Raw genomic sequence first — 17,366 nt, 5'->3', positions numbered from 1 at the left:
TTCATTCCAGGGCGGCGTCAAGCAATTCCACATAGGCGTCGATGTCGGATATCGCCGAGGCGGCCGCATGGACACTGATCGCAATCGTGTCGCCGATACCGTGCACCCCGTGAGTCAACCCCATCGCCGGTGACAGTGCCGGATAGCCGGCAGTCAGTACCACCGGTGCGTCACCGAAACGGAGATCAGCGGTTCCGCGGTGCACACTGGACACGACGGTGTTGCTGGCCACTCGCGCCGGGCGCGCATCGGCATCGAATTGGCTTACCCCCCATCGCAATAACGTTGCCGGGACGGTAGCGAAGGCCAGGTCGGCCGCCCGTACGGCGGGATGTTGCATGCGCCGGCGGGCATTGGCCAAATCGGCGGCTATCCGCCCAACCCGCTCGGCGCGACCGAACGCCGGATACAGGCCCACGGCGACGTTGCCGAAATGGTTATGCGCTTGCGGCACACCCGGTTTAGCCATCGGCACTTCTGCTGCCAGCGATTCGGCTGTCCCGCCGAGCAGCCGGGACAGCGCCGCGGACACGGCGGTCAGCACCGCGACAGTCACTGTGGGACCGGGTAATTGCGAGCGCTGCCGCACCAGGGTGCGCACCGCTCGCACACCCTCGGGCCGAGCGTTGGTGGGCAGTAGCGGCCGCGAACCGGCACCCGGCGCCAACCGCCCGGACCTGGTGTCGCGAACCAGGTGGCGGTGCGCGCGGGCCGCTGCGGCGGCGCGCCAGGGCAGGACACCCCGCCGCGGCCCGGCGACCGGCGCCACCGGGGCCGCCCGCCCGAACAGCCAGGCCGCCATCGCCGAAGCGCGCGCGCCGTCGCCGAGCGCATGCGTGACTTGCACGACCGCAACGGTGCCCACGCCGCTGACCCCCGGAATCTCGGTCACGGGAGTGAATACATGGACCCGCCAAGGCATCCGGCGAACATCGAGCTGCTCGTCGGCCAGCCTGGCGACGGCCGCCAGACAGCCATGCCAGCTGTCGTCGGTCAGCTGGCGGCGGATCACCTGCTCGGGCTCGACACTCGCGGCAACCCACTGCGGGTAGGTCAGGGCAGACCCGTCGTGGACCCGCATCCGCAGGTCCGGACAGGCGCGGGCCCGGTCCAGGAGCTGCGCAACGGCCCGCTGGACGGCCACCGCTTCACCGTCGAAGGCGTACAGCAGGAACTGGTCATTGGGAATCTTGGCCGACATCCAGTAGAACTGCGCGTCGACGGCGGCCATCCGGTGTGCCGCCACAGCCTCAGCCGGGTGTGCCGACGAACGTCAGGATCAGCTCGGCCACCTTCTCCGGTTGTTCCAATTGCAGGAAATGCCCGGCGTGGTCGACGATCGCCACATCGCTGCCGGCGGGCAGCACCTTCTCCGTCCAATGCGCGAAAGCCGGTGTGGCACAACCGTCGTCGCGACCATGCAGATACAGGCTCGGCATCCGTGGCGGCTCGGTCCACCATCGGTTCAACTCGGCGTAAGCGGCCGGCGGCCGGGTGTTACGGATGGTGGCCCGGTAAGGGCCCAGCGCCGCGCGCCAGCTCTCCGGTGTGCCGATCGCAGCGTCGACGTGGCGCAGGTCCTCCTCGGCGTGATAACCCGGCGACCACCGGCGCCACAACAGCGGCGGCAGCCACGTCGCGGACCGCTCGGGCAGCCAGGGCAACTGGAAATAGACGATGTACCAGCTGCGCAACAGCTGATGCGGTAGCTCGCGGGCCAGCCGCCCGCGGTCGGGCACCCGGCCCAGCGGGCGGAATGCCGCCGGGGGCGGCACCGACATGATGACTGCCCGGGCGAACGGGCTGTCGGGCATCGCGGCCAGACCGGTGGCGGCGATCGCGCCCCAGTCGTGACCGATCACCACGTCGTCGTCGGTCCCGCCGGCGGCCACGCGCACCCGCAGCGCGTCGTGCATCAGCGCCCCGACGTGATAACAGCCGTCGGCCGGAATCGCCGATGGCGCATACCCCCGCATGAAGGGTGCGACAACCCGCCATCCCGACTTCGCCAGCCGAGGAGCGACCTTGCGCCAGCCGTACGGGGTGTCGGGAAAGCCATGCAGGCACAAGGCGATCGGGGCGTCGGCCGGACCCCAGGTCAAGGCCTTGAGATCACCGCCGGCTCCCGGGACGTCGATCCAGTGGGGTTCAGACATGACAGGCTTCCTGGTCGGCGTTGGCGTGGTCGGTCGCGGCGTTGCCAATCTTGCCGGGCGTGGCGCCCGACGCGGCAGCTTGATTCCTCATGTTGACTCCTGTCGCTACCTGCAGCCCGCGCATGATCCAACGTAACCGGGACGCATGGGGGACAAAAAGACCGTCGATCGGGGGACATCGCATTCATCCCCGGTGTGGCCACTCGGCCGACAGACGTCGCGCCGCCGTCACGGCACCCTAAATTTCAGAGCCGTCGACGGGAGGACCAAGCAACGATGATGTTCGCCTCGTTACCCCCAGAAGTCAACTTGGGCCGGATTTATACCGGTCCCGGGGAGGAGTCGACCCTTGCCCAGCTGACGTCCGCGGTGCCCGCCGCCTTGGCCGACATCGGCGGTATGGCGGCGCCGTCGGCGCTGCCGTCGTGGGTGAGCGACCTGCAGACGGTGATGAGCATCTTCGGGACGCCGTTCTTCGTTTCCACCTCGCTGGCCGGGCTGGGGATGTCGATCTCGCTGGCCGGGCTGGGGATGTCGATGTTGTCGAACCTCAAGGGTCTGTTCCCCACGGCGGCCGCCGGCGGCGCCCAGATTGCGACGTCGGTGGCGCCGACGGTCACCGGCGCGCTGACGTCGCCGACGCTGACCGCGGCGGTCTCGGCCAGGTTGGGCAAGGCGACCACGGTCGGGACCCTGTCAGTGCCCCGGGCCTGGGTCGCCGCGGTCGACGCGCTGGACACCGCAGGTCCGGGACGGCTGTTGGGCGGAATGCCGTTGGCGCAGCTGGGTTTCCGGAGCATGGCCGGTGGCCCGTCCCGGCTGGAGTTCCGCTCGCCGCGGGTGCTGCCGGAGGTCGTCGGCTGACATGCGGGCGGGTTCAGTGAGCAACGCGGACACCGTCCGCCGATGGGCCAGAACGGGCGCCACTCAACGGCGGATCCTGGATGCGGCAACCGAGGTTTTCGCGGCCAGGGGCTTCACCGCGGCGACGATGGCCGATGTGGTGGCCAAGTCAGGTGCCAGCATCGGCAGCATCTACCACCACTTCGGCGGCAAGAGCGAACTGTTTCTGGCGATCTTCGAGCAGGTGGCCGACGATGCGGAACGCCGTATCGAGGCGGCGATGCGGCACGCCTCCCGGACCGGCCCGGACGGCGCCGATCCGCGACACGCACTGCAACTTCACGTGCGGGCCTACTTGGAGGCGATGTGGGACAACCGATGCCGGGCCAGGGTGTTGTCGTCCGGCGACACGCCCGCCGGGTTCGAGACCGTCCGCCGCGACCGGATGTCGGCCGCCTTCCGCCGCTGGCTGGCCGTGCTGCAGCCGGACACGTCGCTGCGCAGACAACTACTGAGCCGCCTTCTGATGGCGACGATGGCCGAGTCGTCGTTGATGATCGCCGACTGCGAGAACCCCGACGACGTCGCGCCGATCATCGATACGGCGATCGAATGGGTCGGCCGGCTCGCCGAGTGAGCTCACACCTGCGCTGCGGCCCTTTCCAATTCGGCGATGACGATCTTGCGCATGCCGAGCATCGCGGTGGTCGCCGCGGTCGCCACCGCAGGATCGGGGTCGGTGAGCAGCTGGTGTAGCCGGGCCGGGACGATCTGCCAGCTCAGCCCGAAGCGGTCTTTGCACCAGCCGCACTGGGATTCCTCGCCGCCTCGGGTCAGCCGGTCCCAGTAATAGTCGACCTCGTCCTGGTCCTTGCATTCGACCATGAAGGACACCGCCTCGGTGAAGCGGAATTCCGGGCCACTGTTGATGCCGACGAACCGCACCCCGTCGAGGACGAAGGTGCCCGACACCACCGCGCCCGGTTCACCCGGACCGGCCTCGGTGTAGCGGTTGAAACACTCGACGTGCGAGTTCGGGAACACCGAGGTGTAGAACTGGGCTGCCTCTTCCAGATTGTGGTCGAACCAGAGTGCGGGCGTGATCGATGGCATAACAATCTCCCTGTCGTCGGGGCGTCGTCGGGGCATCGTCGGGGCTTCGTCGGGGGGCTTCGTCGTTCTGATAGACCCCGGCGACGACGAAAACTCACCGCACATTGTTCAAAACGGCACGCGCGGCCCGGGCATGGCCGTGACGTCAGCGGGTCGCGGAAGTGCCTCGATGCGGTGCAGCCCGTCGCGGTTGCGGATGTAGGTGACCAAGGCACCGGCCGACACAGCGATGCCCAGGCCGAGCGCGCATACCGTGGCCGATCGGATCAGCTCGGCACCGTCAGCGCCGTCCGAATACAGCGAGGACCGACAGCCCAGGAAGGCCTGGCGCACCGGTTCGAATGCGGCGAGCCAGGCCACGAACCGCGGCGAGGCCTCTAACGGGATGGTGGCACCAGCCGACGGAATCCCCAGGAAGATGAACACGAACACGCTGATCAACGCTCCCCAGGTGCCCAGGACCGCGATCAGCGAGCTCGACATGACGCCAACCGTGGCGACAATGAAGGCACCGAACAACCACGCCGCCAGCAGCTGCGGCGCCGGCATGCCCAGCGCAACCGCGATCCAGAGGCAGACCGCCGAGGTCGGCAGGGCCAGCAGCGCCAGCAGCATCCACTGCACGAGCACCGCCTGCAGCCGGGAGACCCTGATTCGGTCGGCTAACCGCTGCACTTTGCCGGCGCCGAACGCGGCAACGCCTCGGCGGTCATGCTCACCACGATGGCGTCCGTAACGCCGCCGATCACCAGCAGCAACGAATAGTCGTCAGCAGGCTCGGCCGCGGCGGTCTCGATGTCGATCGGGCTGGCCAGCACCAGCAAGGCGGCTCCCGGCACCGGTGCGCCGTCGCTTTGCCGTCGTAGTTGCGCGCTGAGCATGGTGCCGGCCCTGGCGTTGACGCCCCCAATGCCTTCCGCATCGCTTTCTCGGCGATGACGGCGGCGACGACGCCGGCCCGCGGGCCGGTCGAGATGGTGATGACCGGCTTGAGCGGTTGTCCCGGCTGCAACGTCGCCGCCGGCAACACGAACAGCCGCTGGGACAGGTCCCAGGGCAGCAAAACCTGCGCGTAAACTTTCCCGGTCTCGAGTTGGTCGCGCGCTTGATCGGCCGGCAGCACCCGGATATCGAACTGGTTCTTGTCCATATTGGCCGCCAGTCCGTCGGCGATCAGTCGGCCCGTCGGTCCCGCGTCCTGGTTGACGATCGCGACCGGAATGTGTCGCAGGTTGGCACCGGGGTTAAGGGTGCCGCCGACATAGAACAGACCCAACCCGTACATCAGCGCGACGGCGACGATGATCGGGCCCACCGATACTCGCGGCCGCAGCAATGACATGCGCCCGGCCGGTCGGGATACCTGGTACCCAGGGGGAAAGCGTAAGAATGAGAACTCCTTTGATCCGAGCCATGTCGCCCTGGCCGACAAGGCCACTCAGTTTTCGTCAACCTAGGACGACATATTAGCGACGGGTGAATGTGTGTGTCAGCCGTGAAGTTGCCGCGAGGCCGGGACCTGCGGCCGCCGCGGCGATCCTGACCCATGGCCCACGTCGCCACCCTGGATGAAGGTGCTTAAACGAACTAGGTAACGTCGGAATGCGTGAGCACCGTGAGCAGCCCCCACACCGTCGAGTTTTCCGGCGTCGGGGGAATCACGCTGGCCGCCGACGAATGGAACCGCGGCGCCGAGGCGGCTGACCGGCCGAGCATCTTGATGTTGCACGGCGGCGGCCAAAACCGGTTCTCCTGGAAGAAAACCGGCCAGATCCTTGCCGACGAGGGGTTTCATGTCGTCGCGCTCGACACCCGTGGACATGGAGACAGCGATCGAGCGCCGGCCGCGGACTACGCCGTCGAGACCCTCACCAAGGACGTGTTGCAGGTCCTGGATGCGATCGGTCGTCACGTGGTGGTGATCGGGGCCAGCATGGGCGGACTGACCGGCATCCTGGTTGCCGATGCCGCCGGCCCCGACCGGGTAACCGGATTGGTGCTGGTCGACGTGGTACCCCGGTACGAAAAGGACGGCAGCGCCCGCATCCGCGATTTCATGCGCACCAACATCGACGGGTTCGCCTCGCTCGAGGAAGCCGCCGACGCTGTGGCGGCCTATCTGCCGCACCGCACTAAGCCGCGCAGTCCCGAGGGGCTGAAGAAGAATCTGCGGCTGCGCGACGGACGGTGGTACTGGCACTGGGATCCGGCGATGATGACCGCACCCCTGGATGACCCGGAGCTGCGCACCGAGAACTTCGAGCGGGCCGCGGTGAACCTGAAGATCCCGATTCTGTTGATCCGCGGCAAACTTTCCGACGTGGTCAGCCCGGAAGGCGTGCAGGACTTTCTGTCCAAAGTGCCGCGGGCGGAGTTCGTCGAGCTGTCCAACGCCGGACACACCGCCGCCGGCGACGACAACGACGCCTTCAGCGATGTGGTGGTGGACTTCGTCAGGCGAACGGTTGCGGCCGGTTAGTTGGCCGGTTTCTCGGCGTGTCCGCCGAACTGCTTGCGCATGGCCGACAGCGCCTTGTTGGCGAAGTCGTCGAGGTCACGCGAGGCGAACCGGGACTGCAGCGCGGTGGTGAGCACCGGCGCCGGAACGCCCTCGTCGATCGCCGCGATCGACGTCCACCGGCCCTCGCCGGAGTCGGAGACCCGACCGGAAAACTCCTGCAGCTCAGGCGATTCGTGCAGCGCGATCGCGGTCAGATCCAGCAGCCATGAGCCGATGACACTGCCGCGGCGCCACAGTTCGGCGACCTCGGGGATGTCGATGTTGTACTGGTAGTACTCCGGGTTGGACAGCGGCGCGGTCTCGGCGTCACCCTGCTGCTCACGGGTCCCGATGTCGGCATTACGCAAGATGTTCAGCCCCTCGGCCACCGAGGCCATCATGCCGTACTCGATGCCGTTGTGCACCATCTTGACGAAGTGTCCGGCCCCGGACGGCCCGCAGTGCAGGTAGCCGTTCTCCGACTGCGCGACCTCGCCGTCGCGGCCGGGCGTGCGCGGCGCCGCGTCCACCCCCGGCGCGACGGTGGCAAAGATCGGCTCGGCGTGCGCAAATGCGCCGGCATCCCCGCCGATCATCAGACAGTAGCCACGCTCCAGGCCCCACACGCCCCCGCTGGTACCGGTGTCCAGCAAGTGAATCCCCTTGTCGGACAGTGTCTTTGCGTGCTTGATGTCGTCACGGTAGTAGGTGTTGCCGCCGTCGATCACGATGTCGCCGGAGTCGAGGGTCTCGGCCAGCTCCTCGATGACGCCGGTGGTGATGATGCCCGCGGGCACCATCACCCACACGACTCGCGGCGCGGAGAGTTTGTCACGCAGCTCACGCAGCGACGACACCCCGGTGGTGTTGTCCTCGCCCGCCATCGCCTTGACCGCGTCGGGGTTGTGGTCGTACACCACGCATTCGTGCCCACCTTTGACCACTCGGCGGACGATGTTGGCGCCCATCCGGCCCAGACCGATCATCCCTAGCTGCATATGATTTCGTCTCCCTTACTGTCCTGTTTTGGCGCCGCGCGGCAGCCACGGCTGTTGCCAACTGCGGTGACCACGCAGCAGCGTCTGCGCGGCATCGGGTCCCCAGGAACCGCGGTCGTACTGATGGACTTCGCCCTGGTTGTCGAGCACCGGCTGCACGATCCGCCAGGTCTCCTCGATGCTGTCTTCGCGGGCGAAAAGCTGGCGATCACCTTGCAATCCGGCATGCAGGAGTCGCTCGTAGGGCCGGATCGGCTCACCGAGGTCCTCGGCGAACGAGGAGTCCAGGTGGATGTCTTGCCACGCATTGTGGGTGTGGGCCGAAATCTGGAGCCGCATCCCGGGGTCGGGATCGATGCGCAGCACGATCTGGTTGGGCTCGGGCGGCCGGCGGTTGGGCAGAAACGCCAACCCGGGAACGTGGTGCAGAAACATCCGGACCTCGGTCACCTTCTCCGGCAACGCTTTTCCAGCCCTCAGGAAAATCGGTACGCCCGCCCAGCGCCAGTTGTCGATCTCGGTCCGCAGCGCGACGTAGGTCTCGGTCTGCGAATTCTGCGTCACCCCGGCCACATCGCCGTAGCCCCGGTACTGACCGCGCACGTACCGCGCCGGCTCCAGCGCGGGCATCGCGCGGAACACTTCGGCCTTCTTGTCGTTGAGATCGTCGGCGCTGGCGCCGACCGGTGGCTCCATCGTCACCAGGGCCAGCACCTGCAGCAGATGGTTCTGCACGACGTCACGCAGGGCCCCCACCGCGTCGTAGAAGGAGCCGCGGTCTTCGACGCCGAAGTTCTCCGCCATGGTGACGTGGATCTCGGAAATGCTCTTGGAATCCCACAATTCGGCCAGGCCACGATTGGCGAAGCGCAGGTATTGCAGCTCGACGACGGGCTGCTTGCCCAGGAAGTGGTCGACGCGCAGGATCTGCTCCTCGTCGAGCACCGCCCGCAGCCTGGAGTTGAGTTCGCGCGCCGAGGCCAGGTCGTGGCCGAATGGCTTCTCCACCGCGACGCGTGCCCCCCGCACCAGGCCGGCCGCCGCCAAATTCTCGACAATCGGGGCGAACAACGCGGGCGGCATCTCCAGGTAGTACAGGGGGCGGCGTCCGGAGCCGATCTGGTTAGCCAGCGATGCGTACAAGGCGCCGTCGGTCACGTCACCCGACACATAGGACAACCGGCTGGCCAACCGGCCGAATACCTTGTCGTCGAACTTCTCCCCCGACTGACCAATGGCCTCCCGGGCGCGCTCGACCAGCTTCTCCACCGGGATGTCGTCGCTGGCCACACCCATGATCGGACAGTCCAGCAACCCCCGACGCTCCAACCGGTACAACGCGCGGAACGTCATCTTGCGGGCCAGGTCACCGGTAATTCCGAAGATCACCAACACGTCTGATGCGATATGCCCGCTGTCGGCCAATCCGCACCTCCAGGACGTCATCTGCGAAAGTCACCCAACGGCTTGACAGCTACTTCCCCGTGGTGGCCGACCTCAACCCTAGACATTGCCCCCTGGCCCGACAAGATCGACTCAACCGGGCCCGGGAAGAATGGAGCGGGTGTTGGGCTCCGGTGCTGCGCTGCACATCGCGGTCTATGTGCTGGCCGGGATCGCCGTGACGGAAGCCGGCGGGCTGATCGTCCTGTGGCGGTTGCTGAGCCGCAGTCGTGAGGAGGCCGAGGAGCTGCGCCGCCGGTCCGATGCCCGCAATTGGTTGTTGTCCGGCGGCCGCGAGGCCGTCAAGACGGTATGGCAGACCGCAAACCTGGTGCGCAAGGAGGGCTTCGGCGCGGCCATGCGCAGCTCGATCGAAGACCTGGCGGACTGGGCCGAAGTGGAAAGGCCGGACTTGGCGCGAGTCACCCCGGACGGTCGGGTGGTGATCCTGTTCTCCGACATCGAGGAATCCACCGCGCTCAACGAGCGAATCGGTGATCGAGCCTGGGTCAAACTCATTGCCGCACATGACAAGATGATTCACGAGCTCGTCGAACGCCGGTCCGGTCACGTCGTGAAGAGTCAAGGCGATGGATTCATGGTCGCCTTCGCCCGGGCCGAACAGGCCCTACGGTGCGCCATCGACATCCAGGATGCGCTGCACAGGGAAGCAAAGCGTAAGCGCCGCAACGTAATCAGGGTCAGAATCGGCATCCACATGGGCCGCTCGGTACGCCGCGGCGACGACCTGTTCGGCCGCAACGTCGCCATGGCGGCCCGGGTTGCCGGGCAGGCCGCCGGCGGCGAGATCCTGGTGAGCCAACCGGTTCGCGACGCCGTCGGCGATTGCGACGACATCGGTTTCGACGAGGGCCGCGACGTCGAATTGAAGGGCTTCTCCGGCAGCTACCGGTTGTTCGCGGTGGCGTCCCCGCCCGTGTCCGACCGGGACTGAAGGCCGTCTGCGCCGGATTCGGCCAGCCTCTGGTGCAGCCGGGACCGGACCTCGTCGGCGGTGTAGGCGCGCCGCTTGCGTTCGTCGCGTACCACCAACGCCCCTCCGGCGACGACGCCGGCGACGCCGGCCAGCCCAAGCCATTTCCATACGCTGCGCATGACGACAGCCTATGTCTGCCTATGGTGCTGGGGTGGAAACCAGCACACTCCCCGTGGACCAAGCACTGCATGAAACCCGGACCGGCGACCTGTGGCTGTTTCGCGGGCGGTCCGGGCCGGACCGCGCCATCCAGACGTTGACCAACAGCCCGGTGAACCACGTCGGTATGACCGTGTCCATCGACGACTTGCCGCCGCTGATCTGGCATGCCGAGTTGGGCGACAAGCTCGTTGACGTGTGGACCGGCACCAACCATCGCGGCGTACAGCTCAACGACGCGCGCCAGGTCGTGGAGCAGTGGACCGGACGCTACCAGCAGCGGTGCTGGCTGCGTCAGCTGACCCCGTACGCCAACCGGGAACAGGAGAACGAACTGCTGCGGGTCATCGCGCGGATGGACGGCACCGCGTTTCCGACCACCGCTCGGCTGACCGGCCGATGGCTACGTGGCCGGCTGCCCACCCTCAATGACTGGATCCGGGGAATACCCGTGGTGGACAGCAAGGTTCGCGAGCAAACCCGGCGCCGCAAGGCAACCCGGCGAGCGCTGGGCCTGGAGACGGCGTACTGCGCGGAGACGGTGGCGATCACCTACGAGGAGATGGGGTTGCTCGCCACGGACAAGGACGCGAACTGGTTCGACCCGGGCAAGTTCTGGAGTGGCGACACGCTGCCGCTGGCGCCGGGGTATCGGCTCGGCAACGAGATCGCCGTGATCGTCGGCTAACCAACCGACATCTCCCCCATGACCGACCACCCGGTGGCGTCGATCGTCTGGCTGATGATCTTGGGCGTGGACGCTAACGCCTGCGGCAGCTGCTGCATGGCCTGCTTGAAGTGATCGCTGTTGACGTGGGCCGCGCCGGCATCACCGTCGCGGAAGGCTTCGACCAGAACGTATTCGGCCGGATTGTCCAGGCTGCGCGACCACTCGAACCACAGGTTGCCCGCTTCGGCGCGGGTGGCCGCGGTGAACGGCGCCACCAGATCCGGCCAGCGCTCACTCCACTCGGGTTTGGTTTCGAACTTGACGACGATGAAGATCATTGCCGCTCCCCATTTCTGCCGCCGGCCTGATGCCTGGCAGGCAGGGTCAGAATACTCAGCCGACCTCGGTCAAGTGAGCTGCACTCGGGTGGTCACCGGTGTGGCATTGCGGGTCAGATCCAGCACCGGGCAGTGCTGGTCGACCGCCTGCTGCAACTCGCGGTAGCGTTCCGGCGTCTCGGGCCCGGTCACGCTGATCACCAGGCGGACTTCCCGGAAGCCGGAGCGGACGTTGTCGTCGAATCCGAAGAAGCCCTGCACGTCGAGATCACCTTCGGCGTGCGCGGTGATGTCGTCGACCGCGATCCCAAGCTTTTCCGCCCAGAAGCGCCAGGTGACGATTTGGCAGGAGAGCAGCGAGGCCAGGTAGTACTCAACGGGATTCGGGGCCTTGCTCTCGCCTCCGAGGGGTGGCGGCTCGTCGACTTCGACCTGATATTGGCCGAGGCTTACCGTGCTGGCCACCGCGTCATGCGCGGTGGCCGAGGCCTGGAATACCACGCGCCCGTTTGCCCGGTCGGCGGTGACCGCCTCCCGGGTGGCGGCGATGACCCGGCCCAGAGCGGTACTGGACTTGGCGTCCTGGGATGTCACTGGCAAAACTCCTTCCGTCGCGGCAATGGTACGGAGCATCGACCGGCGAATCGAGCCTCAAGCTCAGCGTGACGGAATCTCCACCGCAACGGTGAGATCGAATTTGGCTGCGAACAATCGTCCACAATTAATATTCGACAAAATGGCGCAACCACGCCCCAACCGCATTGTGATTGGGCGCACAATTGCGATGGGGCGTGGCTGCGGTTATTTGCGCGGAATGACATATGTGACCGAGGTCGCAGGATCGCTGTTGCCCGCGTCACATAGCAACCGATAGGTTATGTATTCACCATTTCCGGATCGCCTATTGGATCCGGATCGTCGGGCGCCGGGGCCGGCGCGTCGCCCGGGTCCACGGCATCGACCAGAACAGCGGGCGCATCCGGCGCGGGCGCATCCTCCGCGACCGCGTCGACATCCACCGGCAGGTACATGTGATGGGTGAATTGCGCCTGGTAGGCGCCGCCGCCACCGATCCGTACCCCGCCACCTTCACCGCTGGCCACCGGGGTGCCGTCCGGCAAGGTGACGGCCGTGTGGCCGCCATTCCACCCGATCACCAAGGCGTTGGGAGCGGTGCCCTGTTGAAAGCCCCGGGCCGCCAAAGCGGCTTCCTCGTTGCCGGTGTTGAACCGATCGCCGAAAACCGGCCGGTCCGTCGCCGCATTCGACACCCACGAAGCCAACCCTGAACAGTCGGTGCCGGCCGGCGAATCGCCACCCGGAATATACGGGGTTCCCGAGACCTGGTTGATAAGCGTCAACAGCGTTGCGAAAGCAATCATGGACAGGGACACTACCGACAATATGCATAGGAAACCAAATAATGTGGTGGTTATCACGATTAACCAGATAATCGTCTGACCTGCATATACAGCAGGTAGGTCACGCATTTATCTAGGAATTGAAACAGAAGTGATCAATGCGCCCTCAGCAAACTGCTACTTAATCACAAGGTTATCGCCAGGCAGGGGTGTGACCAGCAGAAATGGCGCAACGCGGCGAATGCGTGCGATTGTCGCTGCAACTGCGTGTTTACCCATTGGCGGCGCCCTGGTCAGTCCACCGACTGGTTAACCGACCGGACTGTCACCGTTGTTCTCATCGACCACATCCATCACATCGCGCATCTCTGATTCCGGCAGCACGCGGCCGGCGACGGCGGCGAATCTGCTCGCCGAAGCCAGCCAGATCCACATCGGCGAGCAGGAGCTCGCCGTCCCGCCCGAATTTGGCGGCGAGGGCTTCACTCGCCCGCGTCAGGTTGGTTATTCGTCCGAGTCGATTTGAGCGCGACGTCGTTCGGACTCGTCCATTTGACGGCTGATCTCGGCCTGTTCCCGAGCGGCATGGGCTCGCAGCCGCTCCTCCCGGTCGGCGGCACGCTGCAAGCGCTCACGTTCCCGGTCGGCGGCGGTGCCCTCGCGTTGGTCTGCGTACCTCTCTCGCTCGTCGGCGGACAACTCGCGATCGTTGGCGACCCGGTCCCGCTCTGCCGCCATCCGGTCCCGCTCGGAAGCGAGCCATTCGCGTCGCGCCAGGGCAGCCTCGCGTCGTTGCAGCGCCTTCTCGCGTTCGTCGAGTTCGGCGGCTCGGCGAGCAAGCTCGTTGAGCGCGTCGGCGCGATGATCAGCGACCACCGTTCGGCCCCTCGCTCAGGGCTCGGCGCAGGTCAGCCGCCGCCTTCCGTCTCGATGCTTCGCGCTCACTCGCGGCCCGCTCCCGTTCGACCGCCGCCTGCTCGCCCCGCCCGGCCGCCTCTTGGAGTTGATCCTGTTGCGCCGTGCGCATTGATTCAGCCATCCGAGGCTCTCACTTGTCGCACCCTCAACACATAGTCCACGCGCAGGGGCCCGGTCTAGGGTCGGTGGACCTTGACGTTGGCGCCGTGACGAGCCGGCGGATGCTTCGATATCGCTTCGTCAGCGACCAGCCGCCTTGCCGCCGGACGCCGCTTGGAACCGGAATTCCACCACGTCGCCGTCGGCCATCACGTAATCCTTGCCTTCGATCCGGACCTTGCCGGCCGCCTTGGCCGCCGCCATGGACCCGGCGGCAACCAGGTCGTCATAGGACACGATCTCGGCCTTGATAAAGCCCTTTTCGAAGTCGGAATGGATCACCCCCGCCGCCTTGGGCGCGGTGTCGCCCTGATGGATCACCCACGCCCGCGATTCCTTGGGGCCGGCGGTCAGAAAGGTCTGCAGCTTCAGGGTGTGAAACCCGGCCCGAGCCAGCGCGTCGAGGCCACGCTCGGTCTGCCCGATCGACTCCAGCAGCTCGGCGGCCGACTCGTCGTCGAGTTCGGCCAGCTCCGATTCGATGGCGGCGTCCAAGAAGACGGCGTCTGCGGGCGCGACCAGCGCACAAAGCTCGGCGACCCGGGTGGAATCGGTCAGGACCGCCTCGTCGGCGTTGAACACGTACAGGAACGGTTTGGTGGTCAGCAGGTTCAGCTCGCGGAGCGCTGAGGCGTCCACACCAGCGCCGAACAGCGTCTTGCCGCCGTTGAGCAGTTGCCGGGCGGCCAGTGCCGCGTCATACACCGGCTTGCGCTCCTTGGTGGTGCGAGCTTCCTTCTCCAGCCTCGGCAGGGCACGGTCGAGTGTCTGCAGATCGGCCAGGATCAGCTCGGTTTCGACGACCTCGATGTCGGATTGCGGGTCGACCCTGCCGGCCACGTGGGTCACGTCGTCGTCGGCGAACACCCGCACCACCTGACAGATGGCGTCACATTCGCGGATGTGCGCGAGGAACTTGTTGCCCAGGCCGGCCCCCTCCGAGGCCCCTTTGACCAGGCCGGCGATATCGACGAACGTCACCGGTGCGGGGACAATGCGCTCGGATCCGAAAAGCTCCGCCAGCTTGTCCAGTCGCGGATCCGGCAGCGAAACGACACCCTCGTTGGGCTCGATGGTCGCGAATGGATAGTTGGCCGCGACCACGTTGTTTCGGGTCAGCGCGTTGAATAGGGTGGACTTTCCGACGTTGGGCAGACCCACGATTCCCAGGCTCAGGCTCACAGGGACCCAAGTCTAGGACGGCAGCGCCCCGGCACCCTGCTGGCCGTCCGGACGTCACCGCTTATGACGTCGGTCACAGCGGCATCCCCGTTCGGTGCGGCCCCGGGTAACCGCGACACTCGCGGCGCGTCACGCAGCCACAGGCAAACCGTGGACCGACTCCGCCAAAGAGGCTCCTGGGTCAGATGTGACTACTGCATCGGGGACGGCCGCAGTTGCGGATGGCACGCCGCCGGCCGCGGGCGAGGTGTTGACGAGCCTTGGGGCTCACAGCCGGTACGGTCTACATGTGTCAGCGCAGCGGGCGAGTTCAGCGGTGGAGCCAAGTCGCCGCTCCATCGTCCCCAACATCCCTGGGGTGCCCTGGTGGGCGGCCGTGCTGATAGCCGTCACAGCCACCGCCGTGGGGTACGCGTTCGACGCCGGTCACAAGGAGTTGACGCACGTCTTCGCCGGGTTCTATGTCGCCGGTTGCGTCGCGGCGGTACTGGCCGTGCGCCAGTCGGGCTTGTTCACCGCGGTCATCCAGCCGCCGCTGATCCTTTTCTTCACGGTGCCCGGCGCCTACTGGCTGTTCCATGGCGGCAAGATCGACAAATTCAAAGATCTGCTGATCAATTGCGGTTATCCGCTGATCGAGCGCTTCCCGCTGATGCTCGGTACCGCCGGCGGCGTGCTGCTGATCGGGCTGATCCGGTGGTCCTTCGGCATGACCCAGCGCACGACCACAGCTGGGAAAGCCGACGACGCCACGACGACAACCACCCGGCGAAAGTCTGCGATCAGCGGTCTCGCCGCCAAACTCAGCGGATGGCTCTCCCCGGGCGATGCCACCGAGGAAGCTCCCGACCCGGGCTCCCAGCCGGCCCAGGCGATTGGCCGCACGTCCCGGAGCGGCCGGACCGCCCGCAGCGGTCGGAGCACCGCCCGGCGCACCGATCGGACCCGATCACGGCATGCCCGATCCGCGGCGGCGGATGATCAGCCCGATCCGGCCGCCGAACGTCCGCGCCGCCGGCGTCCGGCGCCGGCACGCGATTATGATGCCGCCGACCCGCCGCCTCGATCACGCCGCCGGCCCCGGCCACAGGACGACCCCGACCTGCGCGCCCAGCCGCCGCGAGAGACGCGCCGAGATCCGCACACCCGCCGCAATCCTTACGAACGGCCCGCCCCACGCAGCAGCCGCTTCGATCCCTACGGCGCCTACGAGCCGTACGAGCCGCCGCGCAGGCGCTCCGCCCCGGGCGGGCCAACCGGCGCCAACCCGACCCACCACCCGATCTCGCAGGTCCGTTACCGCGGCTCGGTCCCGTATGACGAGCCGCGCGACGCGCCGCCACCCGATCGCCGGAATCGTTCCCGCACACCGCGCAGGCCCCAGCCCGACTCCCGGGAATACGACGTCTGAGCCGGCGGGTTTACCGCGCCGGCCGGATCTCCCGCGGCAGGGCGAACACCAGCGTCTCGTTGGCGGTGGTCACCGGCTGCACCAGGTCGTAACCCAACTCGGCCAGCCGTTCCAGCACGCCGCGCACCAGCACCTCGGGAACCGACGCGCCGGACGTGACACCGACCGTGGTGACGCCATCCAGCCATGCCGGGTCGATGTCGTCGGCCCAATCGACCAAGTGGGCGGTCTTGGCCCCGGCGCCCAGCGCTACCTCGACCAGCCGCACCGAGTTCGACGAATTGCGGGAGCCGACGACGATCACCAGTTGGCACTCGGGCGCCATCGCCTTGACCGCCACCTGCCGGTTCTGGGTGGCGTAGCAGATGTCGTCGCTGGGCGGGTCCTGCAGTTTAGGGAAGCGCTGACGCAGTTTCTCGACGATCTCCATGGTCTCGTCGACGGACAGCGTCGTCTGCGACAGCCAGACCACCTTGTTCTCGTCGCGGACCGTCACCTGGTCGACGGCTTGCACGCCGTCGACCAGCTGCACGTGGTCGGGTGCTTCCCCGGCGGTGCCGACAACCTCTTCGTGACCCTCGTGACCGATCAACAGGATGTCGTAATCGTCGCGGGCGAAGCGTCTGGCCTCGTTGTGCACCTTGGTGACCAGCGGGCAGGTGGCGTCGATGGTCTGCAAGTTGCGTTCGGCCGCGGCCGCATAGACCGTGGGCGCCACCCCGTGCGCGGAGAACACCACAATGGCTCCCTCGGGAACCTGGTCGGTCTCCTCGACGAACACCGCACCGGCCTTGGCCAGGGTGTCGACCACGTGCCGGTTGTGCACGATCTCATGCCGCACGTAGACGGGAGCGCCGTGCTTTTCCAGTGCGCGTTCGACCGTCTCGACGGCTCGGTCCACACCCGCGCAGTAACCCCTCGGCTCAGCCAGCAGCACCCGCTTGCGGGTTGGGGCGTGGGTTATCGAGTTCGCCGACCTCGACGCACCGGGAATCCCCATATCGACAGTCGGCACCATGTGTCCAGGGTACTTACCGCCCGCCGGCCGCGACACAGCCATGACACAACCCCGCCTCATGGCGGCCCCGCTTGGAGTTAGCCGCCGCTTGAGGCAGTCT

The 17,366-nt window shown here is 66.9% G+C and carries 20 protein-coding genes and 1 pseudogene; 7 read left to right on the top strand and 14 right to left on the bottom strand.

Annotation, left to right across the window (positions count from 1 at the left end; genetic code table 11):
* Position 1: 1 nt before the first annotated feature.
* Positions 2 to 1,246, bottom strand: a complete 1,245-nt coding sequence (locus tag CDN38_RS20005) for a WS/DGAT domain-containing protein (RefSeq protein ID WP_075509851.1) — start codon at positions 1,244 to 1,246, stop codon at positions 2 to 4.
* Between the two features lie 4 nt (positions 1,247 to 1,250).
* Positions 1,251 to 2,156, bottom strand: coding sequence for an alpha/beta fold hydrolase (locus CDN38_RS20000; RefSeq protein ID WP_075509852.1), 906 nt, complete (start codon positions 2,154 to 2,156; stop codon positions 1,251 to 1,253).
* A gap of 276 nt (positions 2,157 to 2,432) precedes the next feature.
* Between CDN38_RS20000 and CDN38_RS19995 the strand changes: the two genes are divergently transcribed.
* A complete protein-coding gene (locus tag CDN38_RS19995; protein ID WP_075509853.1) occupies positions 2,433 to 3,020 on the top strand; it encodes a PPE family protein, SVP subgroup in 588 nt (195 codons plus the stop codon).
* Between the two features lie 16 nt (positions 3,021 to 3,036).
* The gene (locus tag CDN38_RS19990; protein ID WP_233026956.1) at positions 3,037 to 3,636 is read left to right on the top strand and encodes a TetR/AcrR family transcriptional regulator; all 600 of its coding nucleotides are present in this window, start codon (positions 3,037 to 3,039) and stop codon (positions 3,634 to 3,636) included.
* 2 nt (positions 3,637 to 3,638) lie between these two features.
* On the opposite strand, the gene CDN38_RS19985 is transcribed toward CDN38_RS19990, so the two are convergent.
* The 3 genes from CDN38_RS19985 to CDN38_RS19975 all read right to left on the bottom strand — a co-directional run bounded on the left by CDN38_RS19985 (position 3,639) and on the right by CDN38_RS19975 (position 5,454).
* Positions 3,639 to 4,112 (bottom strand): VOC family protein, encoded by a 474-nt coding sequence (locus tag CDN38_RS19985; RefSeq protein WP_075509855.1) that lies wholly within the window; start codon positions 4,110 to 4,112, stop codon positions 3,639 to 3,641.
* A gap of 108 nt (positions 4,113 to 4,220) precedes the next feature.
* The gene (locus CDN38_RS19980; RefSeq protein ID WP_075509856.1) at positions 4,221 to 4,787 is read right to left on the bottom strand and encodes an ABC transporter permease; all 567 of its coding nucleotides are present in this window, start codon (positions 4,785 to 4,787) and stop codon (positions 4,221 to 4,223) included.
* A gap of 70 nt (positions 4,788 to 4,857) precedes the next feature.
* Entirely contained in the window at positions 4,858 to 5,454 is a 597-nt protein-coding gene (locus CDN38_RS19975) for a YhgE/Pip domain-containing protein (RefSeq protein WP_075509857.1), read from the bottom strand.
* Positions 5,455 to 5,718: 264 nt separating this feature from the next.
* Here CDN38_RS19975 and CDN38_RS19970 point away from each other — a divergent pair, with 264 nt between their 5' ends.
* Positions 5,719 to 6,591 carry an alpha/beta fold hydrolase gene (locus tag CDN38_RS19970; protein WP_075509858.1) on the top strand — a complete coding sequence of 291 codons (873 nt, stop codon included), beginning with the start codon at positions 5,719 to 5,721 and terminating at the stop codon, positions 6,589 to 6,591.
* Here the strand turns inward: CDN38_RS19970 and gnd are convergent.
* Both gnd and CDN38_RS19960 read right to left on the bottom strand, forming a co-directional pair.
* The gene (gnd, locus tag CDN38_RS19965) at positions 6,588 to 7,610 is read right to left on the bottom strand and encodes a phosphogluconate dehydrogenase (NAD(+)-dependent, decarboxylating) (protein WP_075509859.1); all 1,023 of its coding nucleotides are present in this window, start codon (positions 7,608 to 7,610) and stop codon (positions 6,588 to 6,590) included. The genes CDN38_RS19970 and gnd overlap by 4 nt on opposite strands.
* A 15-nt stretch (positions 7,611 to 7,625) precedes the next feature.
* Complete coding sequence (locus CDN38_RS19960) at positions 7,626 to 9,056, bottom strand: glucose-6-phosphate dehydrogenase (RefSeq protein ID WP_099319138.1); 1,431 nt, start codon at positions 9,054 to 9,056, stop codon at positions 7,626 to 7,628.
* 118 nt (positions 9,057 to 9,174) lie between these two features.
* On the opposite strand from CDN38_RS19960, the gene CDN38_RS19955 reads away from it, so the two are divergent.
* Complete coding sequence (locus CDN38_RS19955) at positions 9,175 to 10,008, top strand: adenylate/guanylate cyclase domain-containing protein (RefSeq protein WP_233026955.1); 834 nt, start codon at positions 9,175 to 9,177, stop codon at positions 10,006 to 10,008.
* Here the strand turns inward: CDN38_RS19955 and CDN38_RS19950 are convergent.
* On the bottom strand, positions 9,960 to 10,169 hold the full coding sequence (locus tag CDN38_RS19950; protein WP_075509862.1) for a hypothetical protein: 210 nt from the start codon (positions 10,167 to 10,169) through the stop codon (positions 9,960 to 9,962). The two genes, CDN38_RS19955 and CDN38_RS19950, sit on opposite strands and share 49 nt — an antisense overlap.
* 32 nt (positions 10,170 to 10,201) lie before the next feature.
* On the opposite strand from CDN38_RS19950, the gene CDN38_RS19945 reads away from it, so the two are divergent.
* Complete coding sequence (locus tag CDN38_RS19945) at positions 10,202 to 10,897, top strand: guanylate cyclase (protein ID WP_075509863.1); 696 nt, start codon at positions 10,202 to 10,204, stop codon at positions 10,895 to 10,897.
* On the opposite strand, the gene CDN38_RS19940 is transcribed toward CDN38_RS19945, so the two are convergent.
* The 3 genes and pseudogenes from CDN38_RS19940 to CDN38_RS19930 all read right to left on the bottom strand — a co-directional run.
* Complete coding sequence (locus CDN38_RS19940) at positions 10,894 to 11,217, bottom strand: putative quinol monooxygenase (RefSeq protein ID WP_036418583.1); 324 nt, start codon at positions 11,215 to 11,217, stop codon at positions 10,894 to 10,896. The genes CDN38_RS19945 and CDN38_RS19940 overlap by 4 nt on opposite strands.
* 69 nt (positions 11,218 to 11,286) lie before the next feature.
* Positions 11,287 to 11,811, bottom strand: coding sequence for an OsmC family protein (locus CDN38_RS19935; RefSeq protein WP_233026954.1), 525 nt, complete (start codon positions 11,809 to 11,811; stop codon positions 11,287 to 11,289).
* A 308-nt stretch (positions 11,812 to 12,119) separates the two neighbouring features.
* Positions 12,120 to 12,656, bottom strand: a pseudogene (locus CDN38_RS19930) (hypothetical protein); the annotation flags it as partial.
* 253 nt (positions 12,657 to 12,909) lie between these two features.
* On the opposite strand from CDN38_RS19930, the gene CDN38_RS29015 reads away from it, so the two are divergent.
* A complete protein-coding gene (locus CDN38_RS29015; protein ID WP_142361300.1) occupies positions 12,910 to 13,104 on the top strand; it encodes a hypothetical protein in 195 nt (64 codons plus the stop codon).
* On the opposite strand, the gene CDN38_RS19925 is transcribed toward CDN38_RS29015, so the two are convergent.
* Complete coding sequence (locus tag CDN38_RS19925; RefSeq protein ID WP_075509866.1) at positions 13,083 to 13,454, bottom strand: hypothetical protein; 372 nt, start codon at positions 13,452 to 13,454, stop codon at positions 13,083 to 13,085. The two genes, CDN38_RS29015 and CDN38_RS19925, sit on opposite strands and share 22 nt — an antisense overlap.
* A 282-nt stretch (positions 13,455 to 13,736) precedes the next feature.
* Positions 13,737 to 14,837 carry a redox-regulated ATPase YchF gene (gene ychF / locus CDN38_RS19920; protein WP_075509867.1) on the bottom strand — a complete coding sequence of 367 codons (1,101 nt, stop codon included), beginning with the start codon at positions 14,835 to 14,837 and terminating at the stop codon, positions 13,737 to 13,739.
* A gap of 289 nt (positions 14,838 to 15,126) precedes the next feature.
* On the opposite strand from ychF, the gene CDN38_RS19915 reads away from it, so the two are divergent.
* On the top strand, positions 15,127 to 16,248 hold the full coding sequence (locus CDN38_RS19915) for a DUF6542 domain-containing protein (protein ID WP_180276358.1): 1,122 nt from the start codon (positions 15,127 to 15,129) through the stop codon (positions 16,246 to 16,248).
* Between the two features lie 10 nt (positions 16,249 to 16,258).
* Here the strand turns inward: CDN38_RS19915 and CDN38_RS19910 are convergent, their stop codons facing one another.
* Positions 16,259 to 17,266 (bottom strand): 4-hydroxy-3-methylbut-2-enyl diphosphate reductase, encoded by a 1,008-nt coding sequence (locus CDN38_RS19910; RefSeq protein WP_075509869.1) that lies wholly within the window; start codon positions 17,264 to 17,266, stop codon positions 16,259 to 16,261.
* Positions 17,267 to 17,366: the final 100 nt, after the last annotated feature.

This window comes from Mycobacterium ostraviense (assembly GCF_002705925.1).
In the GTDB taxonomy this organism is placed as follows: Bacteria; Actinomycetota; Actinomycetes; order Mycobacteriales; family Mycobacteriaceae; genus Mycobacterium; species Mycobacterium ostraviense.
The sequence above is the reverse complement of the archived record's forward strand: the minus strand, read 5'-3'. Positions and strand labels throughout refer to the sequence as shown.

Coding starts and splice junctions, on each gene's coding strand:
- CDN38_RS19985 (WP_075509855.1), bottom strand. CDS start 4,112: ATGCCATCGATCACGCCCGCACTCTGGTTCGACCACAATCTGGAAGAG.
- CDN38_RS19960 (WP_099319138.1), bottom strand. CDS start 9,056: ATGACGTCCTGGAGGTGCGGATTGGCCGACAGCGGGCATATCGCATCA.
- CDN38_RS19910 (WP_075509869.1), bottom strand. CDS start 17,266: ATGGTGCCGACTGTCGATATGGGGATTCCCGGTGCGTCGAGGTCGGCG.
- CDN38_RS19975 (WP_075509857.1), bottom strand. CDS start 5,454: ATGTCATTGCTGCGGCCGCGAGTATCGGTGGGCCCGATCATCGTCGCC.
- gnd (WP_075509859.1), bottom strand. CDS start 7,610: ATGCAGCTAGGGATGATCGGTCTGGGCCGGATGGGCGCCAACATCGTC.
- CDN38_RS19995 (WP_075509853.1), top strand. CDS start 2,433: ATGATGTTCGCCTCGTTACCCCCAGAAGTCAACTTGGGCCGGATTTAT.
- CDN38_RS19940 (WP_036418583.1), bottom strand. CDS start 11,217: ATGATCTTCATCGTCGTCAAGTTCGAAACCAAACCCGAGTGGAGTGAG.
- CDN38_RS20000 (WP_075509852.1), bottom strand. CDS start 2,156: ATGTCTGAACCCCACTGGATCGACGTCCCGGGAGCCGGCGGTGATCTC.
- CDN38_RS19950 (WP_075509862.1), bottom strand. CDS start 10,169: ATGCGCAGCGTATGGAAATGGCTTGGGCTGGCCGGCGTCGCCGGCGTC.